We start from the raw sequence: 16,381 nt of genomic DNA, 5'->3' as shown, positions 1-16,381 counted from the left end.
GCGGCGGACACCCCCGCGCAGCCCACCCGCCCGGCCCTTGACAGTTTCCTGCGGGGTCCGCCACGGAATGGAAAAAGAAAATCAAAGGCAACAGCGGGTCGCGCGCTGCGCTTGCTCGGCTCTGCAGAATCCCAAAAACAAAGAGGGACGCGGCAAAGCCGCGTCCCTCCTTCACATTCCGTCCCGACAACAAATGCTCTTCGATCCGTCACCGGGAAGCTGTCAGAGGTGGGGCGGATTGGGTTCGCGGGGGTGTCCGCGGCATGGATGCCGCGGCCAAGCCCCCAGGGACGGGTTCACGGCGTCCCCCGCGAACCCAACCCGCACCGCCAAACACTGCAGAAACCCAGAGCCGCCTTTGACGTTGCCGTTGCTGTTGCCGTTGCCTGCCGCAGGCAGCGCCCGCGGCCGCCGCCGCAAAGGAAACCCCTTAAATCTTCTTCGCCAGCGCCTCGGCCAGACCGGTATAGCTGCCCGGGGTCATCTCCAGCAGCCGCTGCTTCGCATCCGCCGGCAGCTCCAGCCCCTGTACGAACGCCCGCATCGACTCGGCGGTGATGCCCTGGCCGCGGGTCAGTGCCTTCAGCTGCTCGTACGGGTTCGGCAGGCCGTGGCGGCGCATCACCGTCTGCACCGCTTCGGCCAGCACTTCCCACGCCGCATCCAGGTCGGCATCCAGGCGCTGCGGATTCACCTCCAGCTTGCCCAGTCCCTTGGCCAGCGAGTCCAGCGCCACCTGGCTGTGGCCGAAGGCGGTACCCAGCGCCCGAAGCACGGTGGAATCGGTCAGGTCGCGCTGCCAGCGGCTGATCGGCAGCTTCGCGCTGAAATGCTCGAACAGCGCGTTGGCGATGCCGAAGTTGCCTTCGGCATTTTCGAAATCGATCGGGTTGACCTTGTGCGGCATGGTCGACGAGCCGACTTCGCCTTCCTTCAGGCGCTGCTTGAAGTAGCCCAGCGAGATGTAGCCCCAGATGTCGCGGGCCAGGTCGATCAGGATGATGTTGGCGCGGCGGGCGGCATCGCCGATTTCGGCGACGTTGTCGTGCGGCTCGATCTGCGTGGTGTACGGGTTGAACACCAGGCCAAGCCCGGTCACGAAGCGTTCGGCGAAGGCCGGCCAGTCCACGTCCGGGTAGCTGGCGACGTGCGCGTTGTAGTTGCCGACCGCACCGTTGATCTTGCCGGTCAGCTCGACCGCGGCGATCTGGCGGCGCTGACGCTCCAGGCGCGCCACCACGTTCGCCAGCTCCTTGCCCAGGGTGGTCGGCGAAGCGGTCTGGCCGTGCGTACGCGACAGCATCGGCTGCGCGGCCTGGGCGTGGGCCAGGCCACGCAGGGTGGCGGCGATGCCGTCGAGCGTCGGCAGCAGCACCTCGCGGCGCGCCTGCTCGAGCATCAGGCCGTAGCTGAGGTTGTTGATGTCCTCACTGGTGCAGGCGAAATGCACGAACTCCAGTGCCGGCGCCAGCTCGGCGTCGTCCTTCAGCTGCTCCTTGATGAAGTACTCCACCGCCTTGACGTCATGGTTGGTGGTGCGCTCGATCTCCTTCACCCGGGCGGCATGGGCGGGGCTGAAACCGCTGGCCAGCGCGCGCAGACGGGCGGTGGCGGCTTCGGAGAACGCTGCAAGCTCGACGATGCCCGGCTCGGCGGCCAGCGCCAGCAGCCACTCCACCTCGACCGTGACGCGGGCCTTGATCAGGCCGTACTCGGAGAAGATCGGGCGCAGGGCATCGACCTTGCCGGCGTAGCGGCCATCGAGCGGGGACAGGGCGAGCAGGGCGGAATCGGACATGTCGGCAGGGCGGGAGCGAGCGGCGGGGCCGATATTCTACGACGCGTGGCCTTCGCATGCTTGGCAGCACCGGGCCACGCCGGGCGCACGGAGGCTGCGCGCTGTCCTCGCCCGGCCGGGCCCGGCGCTCCCGATGGGCAACGGTGCCGCAGATGAAACGATCCGGCCCGCTTCCGTCATGCCATGCAACGGGCAAGAGAGTATCGTGATTGCCGCCGCCAGCCCGGGAAGCGACACCCTGCCAGCCGCCGCTTCCCTTTCCCCAACTGAAGTAGTGCGGAGTCGATGCAATGAGCAAAGCTGCAAGCAAGGGTGCCTCCCGGGCGTTCCGGATCGAACACGACAGCATGGGCGAGCTGCAGGTGCCTGCCGACGCCCTGTGGGGCGCGCAGACCCAGCGCGCCGTGCAGAATTTCCCGGTGTCCGGCCAGCGCATGCCGCGCGGGTTCATCCGTGCGCTGGGTCTGGTCAAGGGCGCCGCTGCCGGCGTCAACGCCGAACTGGGCCACCTGCCCAGGAACGTGGCCAAGGCGATCCAGGCCGCCGCCGCGGAAGTGGCGGCGGGCGACTGGGACGCGCATTTCCCCATCGATGTCTACCAGACCGGTTCGGGTACGTCCTCGAACATGAATGCCAACGAGGTCATCGCGACCCTGGCCAACCGCGCCGGCAAGGCCGGCAAGACCACGGTCCATCCCAACGACCACGTCAACCAGGGGCAGAGCTCCAATGACGTGATCCCGACCGCGCTGCGCGTCTCGGCGGTGCTGGCGGCGCACGAACAGCTGCTGCCCGCGCTGGCGCATCTGCGCAGGACCATCGACAGGAAGGGCCGCAGCCTGCGCAAGGTGGTCAAGACCGGCCGTACCCACCTGATGGACGCCATGCCGCTGACCTTCGAGCAGGAGTTCGGTGCCTGGTCGGCACAGCTGGCATCGGCACAGGCGCGCATTGAGGACAGCCTCAAGCGCGTCCGCCGGCTGCCGCTGGGCGGCACCGCCATCGGTACCGGCATCAATGCCGATCCGCGTTTCGGCGCTCAGGTGGCCAAGGCCCTCAAGCAGCACTCGGGTTTCAAGTTCGACAGTGCCGACAACAAGTTTGAAGGCCTGGCCGCGCAGGACGATGCGGTGGAGCTGTCCGGCCAGCTCAATGCGCTGGCGGTGGCGCTGATCAAGATCGCCAACGATCTGCGCTGGATGAATGCCGGGCCGCTGGCGGGGCTGGGCGAGATCGAACTGCCGGCCCTGCAGCCGGGCAGCTCGATCATGCCGGGCAAGGTCAATCCGGTGATTCCGGAGGCGACGGTGATGGCCTGCGCGCAGGTGATCGGTCACCACACGGCGATCACGGTGGCCGGGCAGACCGGCAATTTCCAGCTCAATGTGACCCTGCCGCTGATCGCGGTGAACCTGCTCGAAGGCATCGGCCTGCTGGCCAACGTGTCGACGCTGCTGGCCGACAGCGCCATCGCAGGCCTGAAGGTGCGCGAGGATCGCGTGGCGGAGGCGCTGGCGCGCAACCCGATCCTGGTTACTGCGCTGAACCCGATCATCGGCTATGAGAAGGCCGCGGCAATCGCCAAGCGCGCCTACAAGGAACAGCGGCCGGTGCTGGAGGTGGCGCTGGAGGACAGCGGCCTGGGCGAAGCGGAACTGCGGCGCCTGCTGGATCCGACGGCGCTGACCGCTGGCGGCATCCATGCGGGAGGCGGTGGCGGCGGTTGATCTGCCGAGCAGGCTTGCCGAGCCAATGAGAAACGCCGCCCTCGGGCGGCGTTTGCGTTCAGCGACGGTCGGCGACGATGTTGCCGAAGGTCTCGGTGTAGTCCTTGAACTCGGGGATGCGCTGGATCAGGTCGCCTGGAATGACGTCCATGCCCTCCGGCGGCTGGATCTTCACCGGCTGCATGTTCGGATCGGCCGGGGCGGCCACCAGCGTGTTCTGGCGCAGTACCTGCAGCTTGCCGAACATCGTCTGCAGCATCTGTTTCTGCGCATCGTCCAGCGGAATCTGGATCTCGTCCATCTTCATCGTGCCGTCGGCCAGGATGATGATGTTCGGTGCCGGTGGACGGCGCACGGTCACCATGCCTTCGCTCACGGAGATCTTGGGCTTGCCACGCTCTGCGCGGTGGTTGCGGTAATCCTGGTCGCAGCCGGCCAGGCCCAGGCAGAACAGGGCAGCCAGCAGCAGAAACAGCTTCTTCATGACGATTCGATCGGGGGCATCCGGGGTGCCCATTGTAAGCCCGGTGCCAGCAGCGGGGGCCCGCTGCCGGCCGGGTGCGCTGAAGTGTCTCAGTTGGAGAAGGTGACCGAGCCGTCCTTCCCGCAGTCGTCGACGTCGCTCTGGTCCATGCTGGCGTAGGGCTTGAAGGCCGGCAGTTCGCGGGCAAGCGCCTGCTGGCTGGCCAGCATCGCCGGCAGGCGGTCGCAGATGCGCTTGGCCTGCGCTTCGATCTTGGCGGCCTCGGCGTTGATCCGCTTCTCCACGCCTTCGCTGTCACCGCTGAAGATACCCTTGAGCGCTTCACCGGCAGCGCTGGCACCGAGCTTGGCACCGGCCAGGCCGACATTCATCCCGTCCGTCGCGATGGCGACCACGTGACCGCGGTACTCCAGCAGCTGGCGGCGCTGCGTGTCGTTGGTCGGCACATCCTTGCCGCCGATCAGCAGATGTCCATCCGGCGTGATCTCCGCGCGCGGCTGATTGTCGGCGGAGATCTTGATGTTGCCCTCAGTGATCTCCCTGCGGGCCTCATCCATGGCTTCCTGGACTTTTCTGCCAACGCCGCTGGAGGTTTCGGCGACGCTCTTGCCGACACTGGTGTCGGGCGCGGAAGACGTGACACCGCAGGCGATCAGCGGCAGGCACAGCAGGGTGGCAGGCAGCAGGCGCATCAGGTTCATGGCATTCCCCTCGAATCGGTGGGTTGGGATTTACTTGTTGCGGGGCAGGGTGACCCTGCCGCTGACGTTGCGGTGCACGACGTCGCCGCTGCCGCTGTGATCGACGGTGAGGTTGCCGCGCACCCCATCGACGTCGACGTCGCCGGAGCCATGGCTGCGCACGTGCACATCGCCGCCGATGTCACCCAGGTCGATGCCCCCCGAGCCCACCACGCCGATCTGGACGCTGCCCTGCACGCGCTTGAAGTCGACGTCGCCCGATCCGACCGTGTCCAGGCGTGCGTTGCCACGCACGTCGCTGATCGTGAGGTCGCCGGAGCCGACCGTGCCGACGATCGCGTCGCCCCCGATGTTGCGCGCCTTGACGTCACCCGAGCCGAGCGACAGCAGGTTCAGTGCGCTGCCACCGTCGATCTCCAGGTCGCCGGAGCCGACGGAGGCATGGATGGTGCCGCGGGTGCCGCGCGCAACGGCGTCGCCGGAGCCGACATCCACGCTCAGTGACTGCGCGTTGTCGATGCTGGCGTCGCCGGAGCCGACCTTGAACTGCAGCGGCAGGTTGTCCGGCACGCTGCCGCGGATGTCCAGCCAGGCGTAGAAGTTGCCCAGATTCAGGCCGGCACGGCTTGCGCGGCGCAGGCTGACCACCAGCTTGTCGCCTTCCCGGCGCTGGTCCAGCACCAGCTGGTCCAGCAGATCCTGGCTGGACGCGCAGGCACGGCCGTCGAGCTGACCGCCTCCACTGCGGGCGGTCACCTTCAGATCGAACTGGTTCACCTCGAACACCACCGCCTTGGCACCGGCCACGTCCAGCTTCAACGTGCGCGCAGCGGTGAACTTGCAGTTGGGTGCATCGGCGGCCAGGGCCGACAGCGGCATCAGCAACAACGCGGTACAGGCGAGCAGGGAACGCATGGGTGGTGGCTCCGGTAAGGGGTCAGATTTCGCCGGCGCGGCGGCGCAGGCGGATGGCAAGGAAGATGAAAAGCGCGCCGAACGCAGCGCCGATCCACAGTCCCGGCATCGCCAGCGACTTCAGCTGCGCGACCGGGCCCATCAGCGCGGTGACCGATTCCAGGTCCGCACGCGAGTCCTGCAGGCCGGTGCGGTAGATCAGGTCCATGCCGGGCACGCCACTGAGCAGCAGGCGACCGACGACGTTCTGCCAGAACCAGCCGCTGGTGAGCCCGAACAGGGTCATGACCTTGGTGGTGGAGACGATGATCCCGGCGAACAGCGGCAGCATCACCGCCCACAGGAACGGCTTGGACTTGGCCCAGGCCGAGCACAGCAGCAGCCAGCCGGCGGTCGGCAGCGCCCACAGGACGTAGACCGGAATCCAGGACAGGTGGCCGGCGGCCAGGGTCAGCGGGCTGGCCGGTCCCCAGATCAGGTTCATCGGGCTGCCACCGTGCAGCGCGGCCACCAGGCTGATGATGGCGAGGAAGCCGAACATGGTCAGGATGCCCGCGACCACTGCGATCAGCGGGGCGATCACCAGCGCGCTGATCACCTTGGAAAGCACGGTCTGGGTATCGGACAGTGGCAGCGATTTCCAGAACAGGATGCTGCGGTCGCGGCGGTCGTCATACAGCGCGCCAAGGCAGTAGAAGAACATCACGAACGCCAGCACCAGGAATGGCCAGGCCGAACTGAGCACCAGGGTCAGGTCGAGGCCGTTGCCGAGGTCGGCCATGTCCTTGGCACTGATGTTGCGGGTCAGCAGCGCCAGGTCCAGGCCGTTGATGTTCACGTCCTCGCCATCGATGTGCAGATTGCCGTCGCGCGCAGCCCGATGCAGGGCGAACAGGCCGAAGGCGATGCCCACACCGCTCATCAGCAGTGACACCACGCCGGCAATCAGCGGCGCATAGAGGAACCCGCCACGGTTCTCCCAGTATTCACGCTTGAGCAGCCAGCGCAGCGTGCCGGCGGGGCCGACGGGATGATTGACGGCGTTCATGCGTAGGTCCCCTTCATGACAGCGACGAACAGATCAGCCAGACCCGGGCTGCGGGTCTCGCCGAGGGAGGTGAGCTGGTCACGCGGCACGCCGTCATACAGCAGCACGGTCTTGCCGAAAGCCAGGGCGCGCTCGTCGATCGGCTTGAGCGCACGCGCGGTATCGAGCTGCTCGGCGTTGACCAGCAGCTCGGTGTAGCGTTGGCCGACATCGTCCATCTCTGCGTCGAGCACGATGCGGCCGTCGCGGATGAACATGACGTCGCTGAGGATGTGCTCGATCTCTTCGACCTGGTGGGTGGTGACGATGATCGTCTTCTGCTCGTCGAAGTAGTCCTCCAGCAGGCGCTGGTAGAACTCCTTGCGGTACAGGATGTCCAGGCCCAGGGTCGGCTCGTCGAGCACCAGCACGCGGGCGTCGATGGCCATCACCAGGGCCAGGTGCAGCTGCACGATCATGCCTTTGGACAGTTCGCGCACGCGCTGCTTCGGCTGCAGCTTGGTGTTGGCCAGGAAGCGCTCGCAGCGGGCGCGATCGAAGCGTGGATGCACGCCGGCGACGAAGTCGATGGCCTCGCGCACCTTCAGCCAGCGGGGCAGCACCGCGACGTCGGCGATGAAGCAGATGTCCTTCATCAGCTCATCCCGATGAAGGCGCGGGTCGCGGCCGAGCACGCTGAGGTCGCCTTCCACCGTGGTCAGGCCGAGGATGGCCTTCAACGCGGTGGTCTTGCCGGCACCGTTGGGTCCGATCAGGCCGATGATCCGGCCCGCCGGGATGGTGAAGCTGGCATTGTCGAGCGCGACCGTGCTCTTGTAGGCCTTGCGCAGGCCGCGGGCGGTGATGACCGCGTCGCTTGCAGCGGTACTGGTGAGGCTGGCATTCATCAGACTTTCCCCTGGGTCAGCAATTCGTCGAGGCTCAGCCCCAGGCGCTGGATGCGCTCCAGGACGGCCGGCCATTCTTCATTGAGGAAGCGCTCGCGCTCGCTGCTGCGCAGCTGCGTGGCCGCCTGCTCGGTCATGAACATGCCCAGGCCCCGGCGCTTCTCGACCAGGCCTTCGTCAGCCAGTTCCTGGTAGGCGCGCGAAACGGTGATGGGGTTGAGCTGGTAGTCGGCGGCCACCTGGCGCACCGAAGGCAGGGCATCGCCCGGCTTGAGGATTCCGTCGAGCATCATGGCGATCACGCGCTCCTTCAGCTGGCGGTAGATGGGAGCGCCGTCGCTCCACTGGATGTCGCTCATGGTCAGCTCCGTGGGGTCAGCGGCTGTGCGAACGAGAAATACGGCATGGACAGGGAGCTGTGCAGCCGACGCGGGGGGGAGGGTGAAGCTTCCGGCGTCCCGGCCGTGGGAGTGGGCGCGTCCTGCGGGGTATCGGACAGAGAGGGGGCGGTGGGCGCGCGTGGCGAGGCCAGCCACGCCATCACCAGCAGGGTCGAAACGGCGGTGATCGCGGGAGCGGTGACGTTGCGATGCATCCGGGTGTTCATGGCATACCCCCTGTCTCAGGTGACTGGTGTTGTATGCAACTATAACACCGGCACGCCGACGTGCAACCCCCGACATGACCCAACTGATGGCAGGGGGTGTCATGGCATAGACGCAATTCTGCAAGCCATTGATTTGAATGCGGAATGATGCTCGGTGGGCGCAGGCCGTCGCGTCGCTTCCATTCAGCTGCGTCCATGCTATGTCAAGCACCGGCCAGCTTCTGGCTCCGGCTGCGTTGCCGCCAATCCGCGCAAAGCGCCGGGGCGGTCGCGCGGCGGGATGCCCCGGGGCCGGTGCTATAGTTCGGCCGATTCCCGGCCGCTCCCGGCCGGGCCCTGTGAATGGCCACCGCGGACCGCTCCGATGCCCCTGCCGACCGTCTTCCCGCGCCGCCTGCGCGGTCTTTCCCTGCTGACCCTGCTGGCCGGGCTGGCCCTTCCCGGCCTCACCCTGGCCGCCGATCTGCTGGATGTGGACTACCGGCCCCTGGCCGGCAAGCAGCAGGTCAACCTGCAGCAGCGCTATCACGGCCAGGTGCTGCTGGTGGTCAATACCGCCAGCAAGTGCGGGTACACGCCGCAGTACGAAGGCCTGGAAGCGCTGCAGCAGCGCTATGCACGCCGCGGGTTCGCGGTCCTCGGCTTCCCGTCCAACGATTTCAAGGGCCAGGAACCCGGTGACGAAGCGCAGATCCAGGAATTCTGTACGCTGACCTATGGCGTGAAGTTCCCGATGTTCGAGAAGGTCCACGTGGTCGGCGCGCAGGCCACCCCGCTGTACCAGCGCCTGACCGCGGCAACCGGCGTGGCGCCGGGCTGGAACTTCCACAAGTACCTTGTCGGCCGCGACGGCAGGGTCATCGCCCAGTTCGCCAGCAAGGTCACGCCGGATGATCCGCAGCTGATCGCGGCCATCGACAAGGCACTGGCCGCGCCCGCCGCCACGCGTTGATATCCGGCACGGATGCCTCGACATCGACGGCATGCGTGCGACAATGCTTCTTTTCGCGCCGACGTCGGCGCCAGTCACTTCCAGGAATGCAGCGAATGAAGATGGGAATGCGCGGCGCAGCGGCGTCGGTTCTGATTCTGGCGATGGGCACTTCGGGTGTCGCTCTGTCGCAACAACCGGCGGCCCCCGCAGCCGCCAAGGAGACCGCAACCTTGAATTCCCCCAAGCAGAAGCTCGGTTACGCCATCGGCCTGGATGTCGCCAAGTCGTTCACCCCGATCGCCGATGAAATCGACGTCGCTGCCCTGCGCACGGCCGTGGAGCGTTCGTTCGAAGGCCTGCAGCCGCAGATCACCCAGGAGCAGGCCAAGGCCACCGATGCCGCCCTGCGCCAGGTCGTGATGGCCCGCAGCGGCCAGCAGGTGCCGGGCGTTGCGCCGGGCTCTCAGCCGCCGAAGGTCGATCGGGTGAAGGTCGCACAGATGATCGGCTCCTACTCGGTGGGTCCGTCGCTGGCACAGCTGAAGGACGACATTGACGTTGCGTCGCTGTTTGACGCAATCAGCACTGGTCTGAGCAAGGGCCAGCCGAAGATGACCGAGGCTGACGCCACGGCCACCATCCAGGCGTTCATGGGCGCCAAGCAGGCCGAAATGCAGGCCAAGGCTGCCCAGGCTGCACAGACCAACCGTCAGGAAGGCAACGCATTCCTGGCCAAGAACAAGACCCAGCCGGGCGTGGTGACCACGGCCTCGGGGCTGCAGTACCAGGTGATCCGCCCGGGCAGCGGCGAGCGTCCGCTGCCGACCAGCAAGGTGCGCGTGAACTACGAAGGCAAGCTGCTCGACGGCACCGTCTTTGACAGCTCCGCCAGCCGTGGCCCGGCCGAGTTCGGCCTGGACCAGGTGATCAAGGGCTGGACCGAAGGCGTCGCGCTGATGCCGGTCGGCTCCAAGTACCGCTTCTGGATCCCGGGCGAGCTGGCCTACGGTGAGAACGGCACCCCGGGCGGCCCGATCGGTCCGAACGCCACGCTGACCTTCGACGTCGAACTGCTGGGCGTCCTGCCGTAAGCCACCACGGAGCCTGCACGGACATGCGCGTTGCGATTTTCGGTACCGGTTACGTCGGCCTGGTGACGGGCACCTGCCTGGCCGATGTCGGCCACCAGGTGATCTGCGTCGATATCGACCAGGGCAAGGTCGATGGCCTGAACCAGGGCATCATCCCGATCTATGAGCCGGGCCTGGAGCCGATGGTGAAGGCCAACCACGCTGCGGCGCGGCTGGCGTTCACCACTGATGCGGCCGCGGCGATCGCGCATGGCCAGGTGGTGTTCATCGCCGTGGGCACACCGCCGGACGAGGATGGCAGCGCCGACCTGCAGTACGTGCTGGCCGTGGCCCGCACCATCGGCCGGCACATGAGCGTGCCGACCGTGGTGGTCAACAAGTCGACGGTGCCGGTCGGCACCGCCGACAAGGTCCGTGCAGCGATCACCGACGAACTCGCGGCGCGCGGCGCCGACATCGCCTTCGATGTGGTCTCCAACCCGGAGTTCCTGAAGGAAGGCGACGCGGTCGCCGACTGCATGCGACCGGACCGCATCATCATCGGTGCCACCAGCGACGAGTCGGTGGCGGTGATGCGTCGCCTGTATGCACCGTTCAACCGCAACCACGACCGCGTGGTGGAGATGGACGTACGCTCGGCCGAGCTGACCAAGTACGCCGCCAACGCGATGCTGGCGACCAAGATTTCGTTCATGAACGAGATTGCCAACATTGCCGAGCGTGTCGGCGCCGACGTCGAGCAGGTCCGCCAGGGGATCGGCTCGGACCCGCGCATCGGCTGGCATTTCATCTATCCGGGCGCCGGTTACGGTGGCTCGTGTTTCCCCAAGGATGTGCAGGCGCTGGCCCGCACCGCCCAGCAGAGCGGCCTGGAGCCGAAGCTGCTGAACGCGGTGGAAGCGGTCAACGATGCGCAGAAGGGCCACCTGTTCGCCCTGGTCCAGCGCCACTACGACAAGGGCGAGGACGAGGGCGTGCGCGGCAGGACGTTCGCCGTGTGGGGGCTGGCCTTCAAGCCGAATACCGACGACATGCGCGAGGCCTCCAGCCGCCGCCTGCTGGCGCAGCTGTGGGAGGGTGGGGCGACCGTACGTGCGTTCGACCCCGAAGCCATGCACGAAGCGCAGCGCATCTTCGGTGAGCGCGATGATCTGGTGTTCTGTGACAGCGCCGATGACGCGCTGCAGGGCGCCGATGCGTTGATCGTGGTGACCGAATGGAAGCAGTTCCGCAGCCCTGATTTTTCGATGCTGCGCGAACGGCTGAAGGACGCGGTCGTGTTCGACGGCCGCAACCTGTACGACCCCGCCGAGGTCGAAGCGGCGGGCCTGGCGTACTACGGCATCGGCCGGGGGCGTTCACTGCATGTCTGAGCTGCCGACCGAACGCGAGCAGGCGCTGGAAGCGCGCCTGGTCGAGCTGGAGATGCGTGTGTCCTTCCAGGAACACGCGCTGGCCGAACTGAGCGACGCACTGGCCGATGCCCGGATGCAGGGCACCCGCAACGCCGATGTGCTGCGCGTGCTGCTGGAAGACCTGGGCAAGGTCCGCAACGCACTGAATTCCTCCGATCCGGCGAGCGAACCGCCGCCGCCGCACTACTGATCCATACCCTTATCTATGAGCGATACCCTCCGCGACCAGTTGCTGGGCCTGGGCTTCAAGCCCGCGCCCAAGCCCGAGCGCAAGAATGATGGCCCCCGCCGTGATGGCCGCCCGCAGGGCAAGGGCGGCAACGGCAATGGAAAGCCACAGGGCGCAGGCAAGGGCGAGCACACGCCCGGTGAGCGTCGCGGTCCCGGTGGTGCGCCGGGCAAGCCGGGGCAGCACCGTGGACAGGGCCCGCGCAGGCCGCGCAGTGCCGAGGAGATGGATCTGGCCAAGGCCTATGCCATCCGTGCCCAGAAGGAGAAGGAAGAGCGCATCGAAGCCGAGCGCCTGAAGCAGGAGGAAGCGCGTCAGCGCCGCGAGGCGAAGGCGAAGCTGGAAGAACTGCTGAAGGACAAGGGCCTGAATGACGAGGCGGCCGACATCGCGCGACACTTCCCGTATGGCGGCAAGATCAAGCGGATCTATGTCACCGCGGCACAGCTGACCGCGCTCAATGCCGGCGAGCTGGGCGTGGTGCAGCTCAATGGCCGCTATCTGCTGGTCACCGCCGAGGTGCTGAACCAGGCCGAAGCCGTGTTCGCGGCCTCGGTGGCGCTGAAGGTCGATCCGGATGCCCCGGCCGAGGACGATCCCTACGCCGATCCGCAGTACCAGGTGCCGGATGACCTGGTCTGGTAAGCCTGCACCGCAGTGATCGGAAACGCCGGGCAATGCCCGGCGTTGCTGTTTCTGCGCGGTCTATTCGGGATCGTAGTCGAGGTTGGATGCGAGCCAGCGCTCGGCCTGGGCGCGATCCACGCCCTTGCGCCGCGCGTAGTCGCCCACCTGTTCGCGGCTGAGGCGGCCGACCACGAAGTACTGGCTCTGTGGATGGCTGAAGTAGTAGCCGGAGACGGCCGCGGTGGGCAGCATCGCGAAGCTCTCGGTCAGCGTCATGCCCGCGTTGGCTTCCGCCTGCAGCAGATCGAACAGGCGGCGCTTCTCGCTGTGCTCCGGGCACGCTGGATAGCCGGGGGCGGGCCGGATGCCGCGATACTTCTCGTCGATCAGCGCATCGTTGTCCAGCGCTTCGGTGCGGTCATAGCCCCAGAACTCGGTGCGCACCCGCTGGTGCAGGCGTTCGGCCAGTGCTTCGGCGAAGCGGTCGGCCAGGGCCTTGAGCAGGATCGCGTTGTAATCGTCGTGCTCGGCTTCAAAGCGCGCGACATGGGCATCGATGCCGATACCGGCGGTGACCGCGAACGCACCGATCCAGTCCTGTCGCCCGCTGTCGGCCGGTGCGATGAAATCGGCCAGGCAGAAGTCGGGGCGCTCGGCCGGCTTGTCGACCTGCTGGCGCAGGAAGTGCAGGGTGGTCTCGCCCTGTGGATGCTGCACGCGGACATCGTCACCGACACTGTTGGCCGGCCACAGGCCGAACACTGCCTTGGCGGTCAGCCACTTCTCCGCGACGATGCGCGCCAGCATCGCCCGGGCGTCGCGGTACAGCTCGCTGGCCTGGGTGCCGACGATCTCGTCAGTGAGGATGGCCGGATACTTGCCAGCTAGTTCCCAGGCCTGGAAGAACGGCGTCCAGTCGATGTAGTCGACCAGTTCCGACAGGGGATAGTCTTCGAACACATGCAGGCCGGGCTGGTTCGGAACCGGGGGCACGTAACTGTCCCAGCCGCCCTGGAATTTCTGGCCGCGCGCGTGCTCCAGCGAGACCAGCCGCTTGGCATCGCCACGATTGCGGTGACGGGCGCGGATCTCGGCGTAGTCGGCTTCATTGGCAGCAACGAAGCCCGCGCGCAGGTCGCGCGAGATCAGCGACTGGGCCACGCCCACCGCGCGCGAGGCATCCTTCACCCACACCGTAGGGGCATGGTAGTGCGGGTCGATCTTCAACGCCGTGTGCGCGCGCGAGGTGGTGGCGCCGCCGATCAGCAATGGCAGGTCGAATCCCTGGCGCTGCATCTCGCGGGCGACATGGCTCATTTCCTCCAGTGACGGCGTGATCAGCCCGGACAGGCCGATCAGGTCGGCCTTGTGCTCGCGGGCCGCATCGAGAATCTTCTGCGCCGGCACCATCACGCCCAGATCGACCACCTCGAAGTTGTTGCAGGCAAGGACCACGCCGACGATGTTCTTGCCGATGTCGTGCACATCGCCTTTCACGGTGGCCATGATGATGCGGCCGTTGCTCTTGGCGGTGTCACCGCTGCGGGCCTTCTCCGCCTCGATATAGGGCAGCAGGTAGGCCACCGCCTTTTTCATCACGCGGGCCGACTTCACCACCTGCGGCAGGAACATCTTGCCGGCACCGAACAGGTCGCCGACGACGTTCATGCCATCCATCAACGGCCCTTCGATCACGTCCAGTGGACGGCTGGAGGCCTGCCGTGCCAGCTCGGTGTCCTCTTCCACGAACGCATCCAGCCCGTGCACCAGGGCGTGGGCCAGGCGCTGCTCGACCGGCTTGGCGCGCCAGGCCATGTCTTCGCTGTTCACCTTGCTCTTGCTGCCCTTGTAGCGTTCGGCAATCTCCAGCAGGCGCTCGGTGGCGTCGGGGCGGCGGTTGAGGATCACGTCCTCCACGCGCTCGCGCAGGTCCGGCTCCAGTTCGTCATAGATCGGCATGGCACCGGCGTTGACGATGCCCATGTCCATGCCGGCGGCGATGGCGTGGTACAGGAAGACCGAATGGATCGCCTGGCGCACCGTTTCGTTGCCACGGAACGAGAACGACACGTTGGAAACGCCGCCGGAGACGTGGCAGTGCGGCAGGGTCTGCTTGATGATGCGCGTGGCTTCGATGAAGTCCACCGCGTAGTTGTCGTGCTCCTCGATGCCGGTGGCGACAGCGAAGATGTTCGGGTCGAAGATGATGTCCTGTGGCGGGAAGCCGATCTCATCGACCAGAATGCGGTAGGCGCGCGTACAGATCTCGACCTTGCGCGCACAGGTGTCGGCCTGGCCGCTTTCGTCGAACGCCATCACCACCGCTGCCGCCCCGTAACGCAGCACCTTGCGCGCGTGTTCGCGGAACAGGGCCTCGCCTTCCTTCAGCGAGATCGAATTGACCACGCTCTTGCCCTGCAGGCATTTCAGGCCGGCTTCGATCACGCTCCATTTGGACGAGTCGACCATCACCGGAATGCGGGCGATGTCGGGCTCGGACATGATCAGGTTGAGGTAGCGGGTCATCGCCGCCTCGGAGTCGATCAGGCCCTCGTCCATGTTGACGTCGAGGATCTGCGCGCCACTGGCCACTTGTTGCCGGGCCACGTCCACGGCCTCCTCGTAGCGGCCTTCCTTGATCAGCTTGCGGAACTGCGCGCTGCCGGTGACGTTGGTGCGCTCGCCGACGTTGACGAACAGCAGGTCCGGGGTGATGACCAGCGGTTCCAGGCCGGACAGGCGGGTGGGGCGGACAGGCGTCATGGCAGGCAGTGGCTCAGCAACGGCAGGGCGGGAAGTGCGGAACGGTGGCGGCGACGTTCATGCCGCCTGGTCCTGGCGGTCCGGCAGGACACGCGGTGGCAGGCCGGCCACCGCCTGGGCGATGGCACGGATGTGGTCGGGGGTGGACCCGCAGCAGCCGCCGACCAGGTTGAGCAGGCCATCGCGGGCGAAACCGCGCAGGGTCGCCGCCATTTCTTCGGGGGTCTCGTCATACTCGCCGAAGGCATTGGGCAGGCCGGCATTGGGATGCGCGCTGACATGGCAGTCGGCAACCTGCGACAGCGTTTCGACATGCGGGCGCATCGCATCGGCACCCAGCGCGCAGTTCAGGCCGATCGACAGGGGCCGCGCGTGTGCCAGCGAGGCGTGGAAGGCTTCGGCGGTCTGGCCGGACAGGGTGCGGCCGGAGGCATCGGTGATCGTGCCGGAGATCATCACCGGCAGGCGCGCACCGCGCGCATCGAAGGCTTCCTCCACCGCATACAGCGCCGCCTTGGCGTTGAGCGTGTCGAAGATGGTTTCGACCATGAGGGTGTCCGCGCCGCCGTCGATCAGGCCATCGATGGCTTCGCGGTAGGTGTCGCGCAGCTCATCGAAACTGGTGTTGCGGAAGCCCGGATCGTTGACGTCGGGACTGATCGATGCGGTGCGGCTGGTGGGGCCAAGCACGCCGATCACGAAGCGCGGCTTGCCGGGCGTGGTGGCTTCAACGGCATCGCAGCAGGCGCGGGCCACGGCGGCGCCGGCCTTGTTCAGTTCGTACACCAGATGCTCGAGGTGGTAGTCGGCCTGGCTGACCGAGGTGGCGTTGAAGGTATTGGTTTCCACCAGGTCCGCGCCGGCTTCCAGGTAGGCGGTGTGGATGTCGGCGATGACCTGCGGCCGGGTGAGCAGCAACAGGTCGTTGTTGCCCTTCAGATCGTGGCCCTGCGGCGCGGCGTGGTCGCAGCCCGGCCCGTGCAGGTGATCGTAGCCATCGGCGAAACGCTCACCGCGGTAGTCGCCTTCCTGCAGGCCATGGCGCTGGATCATCGTGCCCATCGCTCCGTCGATGATCAGGATCCGCTCGCGCAGCGCGCCCAGCAGGGCATTGGCACGTTCGGGGTGCAACCAGGGCAGGACGGGCATGATGAT

General features: G+C 66.8%; 16 protein-coding genes. 6 read left to right on the top strand and 10 right to left on the bottom strand.

What is annotated here, in order from left to right; all coding sequences use genetic code 11:
- Positions 1 to 430 precede the first annotated feature (430 nt).
- On the bottom strand, positions 431 to 1,798 hold the full coding sequence (gene purB, locus ABE543_RS10225) for an adenylosuccinate lyase (protein ID WP_128987758.1): 1,368 nt from the start codon (positions 1,796 to 1,798) through the stop codon (positions 431 to 433).
- Between the two features lie 290 nt (positions 1,799 to 2,088).
- Between purB and ABE543_RS10220 the strand changes: the two genes are divergently transcribed.
- The gene (locus ABE543_RS10220; protein WP_065182914.1) at positions 2,089 to 3,525 is read left to right on the top strand and encodes a class II fumarate hydratase; all 1,437 of its coding nucleotides are present in this window, start codon (positions 2,089 to 2,091) and stop codon (positions 3,523 to 3,525) included.
- Positions 3,526 to 3,583: 58 nt separating this feature from the next.
- Here ABE543_RS10220 and ABE543_RS10215 read toward each other — a convergent pair whose 3' ends face one another.
- The 7 genes from ABE543_RS10215 to ABE543_RS10185 form a co-directional block, all read right to left on the bottom strand.
- Positions 3,584 to 4,009 carry a hypothetical protein gene (locus ABE543_RS10215; RefSeq protein ID WP_053515382.1) on the bottom strand — a complete coding sequence of 142 codons (426 nt, stop codon included), beginning with the start codon at positions 4,007 to 4,009 and terminating at the stop codon, positions 3,584 to 3,586.
- Positions 4,010 to 4,098: 89 nt separating this feature from the next.
- Positions 4,099 to 4,710 (bottom strand): hypothetical protein, encoded by a 612-nt coding sequence (locus tag ABE543_RS10210; protein WP_197601333.1) that lies wholly within the window; start codon positions 4,708 to 4,710, stop codon positions 4,099 to 4,101.
- Between the two features lie 30 nt (positions 4,711 to 4,740).
- A complete protein-coding gene (locus ABE543_RS10205) occupies positions 4,741 to 5,625 on the bottom strand; it encodes a DUF2807 domain-containing protein (protein ID WP_180875576.1) in 885 nt (294 codons plus the stop codon).
- A gap of 22 nt (positions 5,626 to 5,647) precedes the next feature.
- Positions 5,648 to 6,673 (bottom strand): ABC-2 transporter permease, encoded by a 1,026-nt coding sequence (locus ABE543_RS10200; protein ID WP_065176060.1) that lies wholly within the window; start codon positions 6,671 to 6,673, stop codon positions 5,648 to 5,650.
- Positions 6,670 to 7,560 (bottom strand): ABC transporter ATP-binding protein, encoded by an 891-nt coding sequence (locus ABE543_RS10195; protein ID WP_065176059.1) that lies wholly within the window; start codon positions 7,558 to 7,560, stop codon positions 6,670 to 6,672. Before ABE543_RS10195 ends, ABE543_RS10200 begins: the two co-directional genes overlap by 4 nt.
- Positions 7,560 to 7,919 carry a GntR family transcriptional regulator gene (locus ABE543_RS10190; RefSeq protein ID WP_053515392.1) on the bottom strand — a complete coding sequence of 120 codons (360 nt, stop codon included), beginning with the start codon at positions 7,917 to 7,919 and terminating at the stop codon, positions 7,560 to 7,562. The genes ABE543_RS10195 and ABE543_RS10190 overlap by 1 nt, the downstream gene beginning before the upstream one ends.
- A gap of 2 nt (positions 7,920 to 7,921) precedes the next feature.
- On the bottom strand, positions 7,922 to 8,167 hold the full coding sequence (locus ABE543_RS10185) for a hypothetical protein (RefSeq protein WP_065176058.1): 246 nt from the start codon (positions 8,165 to 8,167) through the stop codon (positions 7,922 to 7,924).
- A gap of 364 nt (positions 8,168 to 8,531) precedes the next feature.
- Here ABE543_RS10185 and ABE543_RS10180 point away from each other — a divergent pair, with 364 nt between their 5' ends.
- The 5 genes from ABE543_RS10180 to ABE543_RS10160 all read left to right on the top strand — a co-directional run bounded on the left by ABE543_RS10180 (position 8,532) and on the right by ABE543_RS10160 (position 12,481).
- Positions 8,532 to 9,119, top strand: a complete 588-nt coding sequence (locus tag ABE543_RS10180; protein WP_053515396.1) for a glutathione peroxidase — start codon at positions 8,532 to 8,534, stop codon at positions 9,117 to 9,119.
- Between the two features lie 95 nt (positions 9,120 to 9,214).
- On the top strand, positions 9,215 to 10,192 hold the full coding sequence (locus ABE543_RS10175) for an FKBP-type peptidyl-prolyl cis-trans isomerase (RefSeq protein WP_065176057.1): 978 nt from the start codon (positions 9,215 to 9,217) through the stop codon (positions 10,190 to 10,192).
- Between the two features lie 23 nt (positions 10,193 to 10,215).
- Positions 10,216 to 11,565, top strand: coding sequence for a UDP-glucose/GDP-mannose dehydrogenase family protein (locus tag ABE543_RS10170; protein WP_053515400.1), 1,350 nt, complete (start codon positions 10,216 to 10,218; stop codon positions 11,563 to 11,565).
- Entirely contained in the window at positions 11,558 to 11,797 is a 240-nt protein-coding gene (locus tag ABE543_RS10165; protein WP_053515402.1) for a SlyX family protein, read from the top strand. The genes ABE543_RS10170 and ABE543_RS10165 overlap by 8 nt, the downstream gene beginning before the upstream one ends.
- Before the next feature lie 15 nt (positions 11,798 to 11,812).
- On the top strand, positions 11,813 to 12,481 hold the full coding sequence (locus ABE543_RS10160) for a DUF2058 family protein (RefSeq protein WP_053515404.1): 669 nt from the start codon (positions 11,813 to 11,815) through the stop codon (positions 12,479 to 12,481).
- 60 nt (positions 12,482 to 12,541) lie between these two features.
- Here the strand turns inward: ABE543_RS10160 and metH are convergent, their stop codons facing one another.
- Positions 12,542 to 15,226, bottom strand: a complete 2,685-nt coding sequence (gene metH, locus ABE543_RS10155; RefSeq protein ID WP_346475652.1) for a methionine synthase — start codon at positions 15,224 to 15,226, stop codon at positions 12,542 to 12,544.
- A 57-nt stretch (positions 15,227 to 15,283) separates the two neighbouring features.
- The gene (locus ABE543_RS10150; RefSeq protein WP_065176054.1) at positions 15,284 to 16,375 is read right to left on the bottom strand and encodes a homocysteine S-methyltransferase family protein; all 1,092 of its coding nucleotides are present in this window, start codon (positions 16,373 to 16,375) and stop codon (positions 15,284 to 15,286) included.
- Positions 16,376 to 16,381: the final 6 nt, after the last annotated feature.

It is taken from the genome of Stenotrophomonas sp. TWI169, assembly GCF_039674705.1.
Classification (GTDB): domain Bacteria; phylum Pseudomonadota; class Gammaproteobacteria; order Xanthomonadales; family Xanthomonadaceae; genus Stenotrophomonas; species Stenotrophomonas maltophilia_P.
The sequence above is the reverse complement of the archived record's forward strand: the minus strand, read 5'-3'. Positions and strand labels throughout refer to the sequence as shown.

What these genes read in the sequence shown, in the direction of transcription:
- purB (WP_128987758.1), bottom strand. Translation starts at nt 1,798, where the DNA reads ATGTCCGATTCCGCCCTGCTCGCCCTGTCCCCGCTCGATGGCCGCTAC.
- ABE543_RS10220 (WP_065182914.1), top strand. Translation starts at nt 2,089, where the DNA reads ATGAGCAAAGCTGCAAGCAAGGGTGCCTCCCGGGCGTTCCGGATCGAA.
- ABE543_RS10215 (WP_053515382.1), bottom strand. Translation starts at nt 4,009, where the DNA reads ATGAAGAAGCTGTTTCTGCTGCTGGCTGCCCTGTTCTGCCTGGGCCTG.
- ABE543_RS10210 (WP_197601333.1), bottom strand. Translation starts at nt 4,710, where the DNA reads ATGAACCTGATGCGCCTGCTGCCTGCCACCCTGCTGTGCCTGCCGCTG.
- ABE543_RS10205 (WP_180875576.1), bottom strand. Translation starts at nt 5,625, where the DNA reads ATGCGTTCCCTGCTCGCCTGTACCGCGTTGTTGCTGATGCCGCTGTCG.
- ABE543_RS10200 (WP_065176060.1), bottom strand. Translation starts at nt 6,673, where the DNA reads ATGAACGCCGTCAATCATCCCGTCGGCCCCGCCGGCACGCTGCGCTGG.
- ABE543_RS10195 (WP_065176059.1), bottom strand. Translation starts at nt 7,560, where the DNA reads ATGAATGCCAGCCTCACCAGTACCGCTGCAAGCGACGCGGTCATCACC.
- ABE543_RS10190 (WP_053515392.1), bottom strand. Translation starts at nt 7,919, where the DNA reads ATGAGCGACATCCAGTGGAGCGACGGCGCTCCCATCTACCGCCAGCTG.
- ABE543_RS10185 (WP_065176058.1), bottom strand. Translation starts at nt 8,167, where the DNA reads ATGAACACCCGGATGCATCGCAACGTCACCGCTCCCGCGATCACCGCC.
- ABE543_RS10180 (WP_053515396.1), top strand. Translation starts at nt 8,532, where the DNA reads ATGCCCCTGCCGACCGTCTTCCCGCGCCGCCTGCGCGGTCTTTCCCTG.
- ABE543_RS10175 (WP_065176057.1), top strand. Translation starts at nt 9,215, where the DNA reads ATGAAGATGGGAATGCGCGGCGCAGCGGCGTCGGTTCTGATTCTGGCG.
- ABE543_RS10170 (WP_053515400.1), top strand. Translation starts at nt 10,216, where the DNA reads ATGCGCGTTGCGATTTTCGGTACCGGTTACGTCGGCCTGGTGACGGGC.
- ABE543_RS10165 (WP_053515402.1), top strand. Translation starts at nt 11,558, where the DNA reads ATGTCTGAGCTGCCGACCGAACGCGAGCAGGCGCTGGAAGCGCGCCTG.
- ABE543_RS10160 (WP_053515404.1), top strand. Translation starts at nt 11,813, where the DNA reads ATGAGCGATACCCTCCGCGACCAGTTGCTGGGCCTGGGCTTCAAGCCC.
- metH (WP_346475652.1), bottom strand. Translation starts at nt 15,226, where the DNA reads ATGACGCCTGTCCGCCCCACCCGCCTGTCCGGCCTGGAACCGCTGGTC.
- ABE543_RS10150 (WP_065176054.1), bottom strand. Translation starts at nt 16,375, where the DNA reads ATGCCCGTCCTGCCCTGGTTGCACCCCGAACGTGCCAATGCCCTGCTG.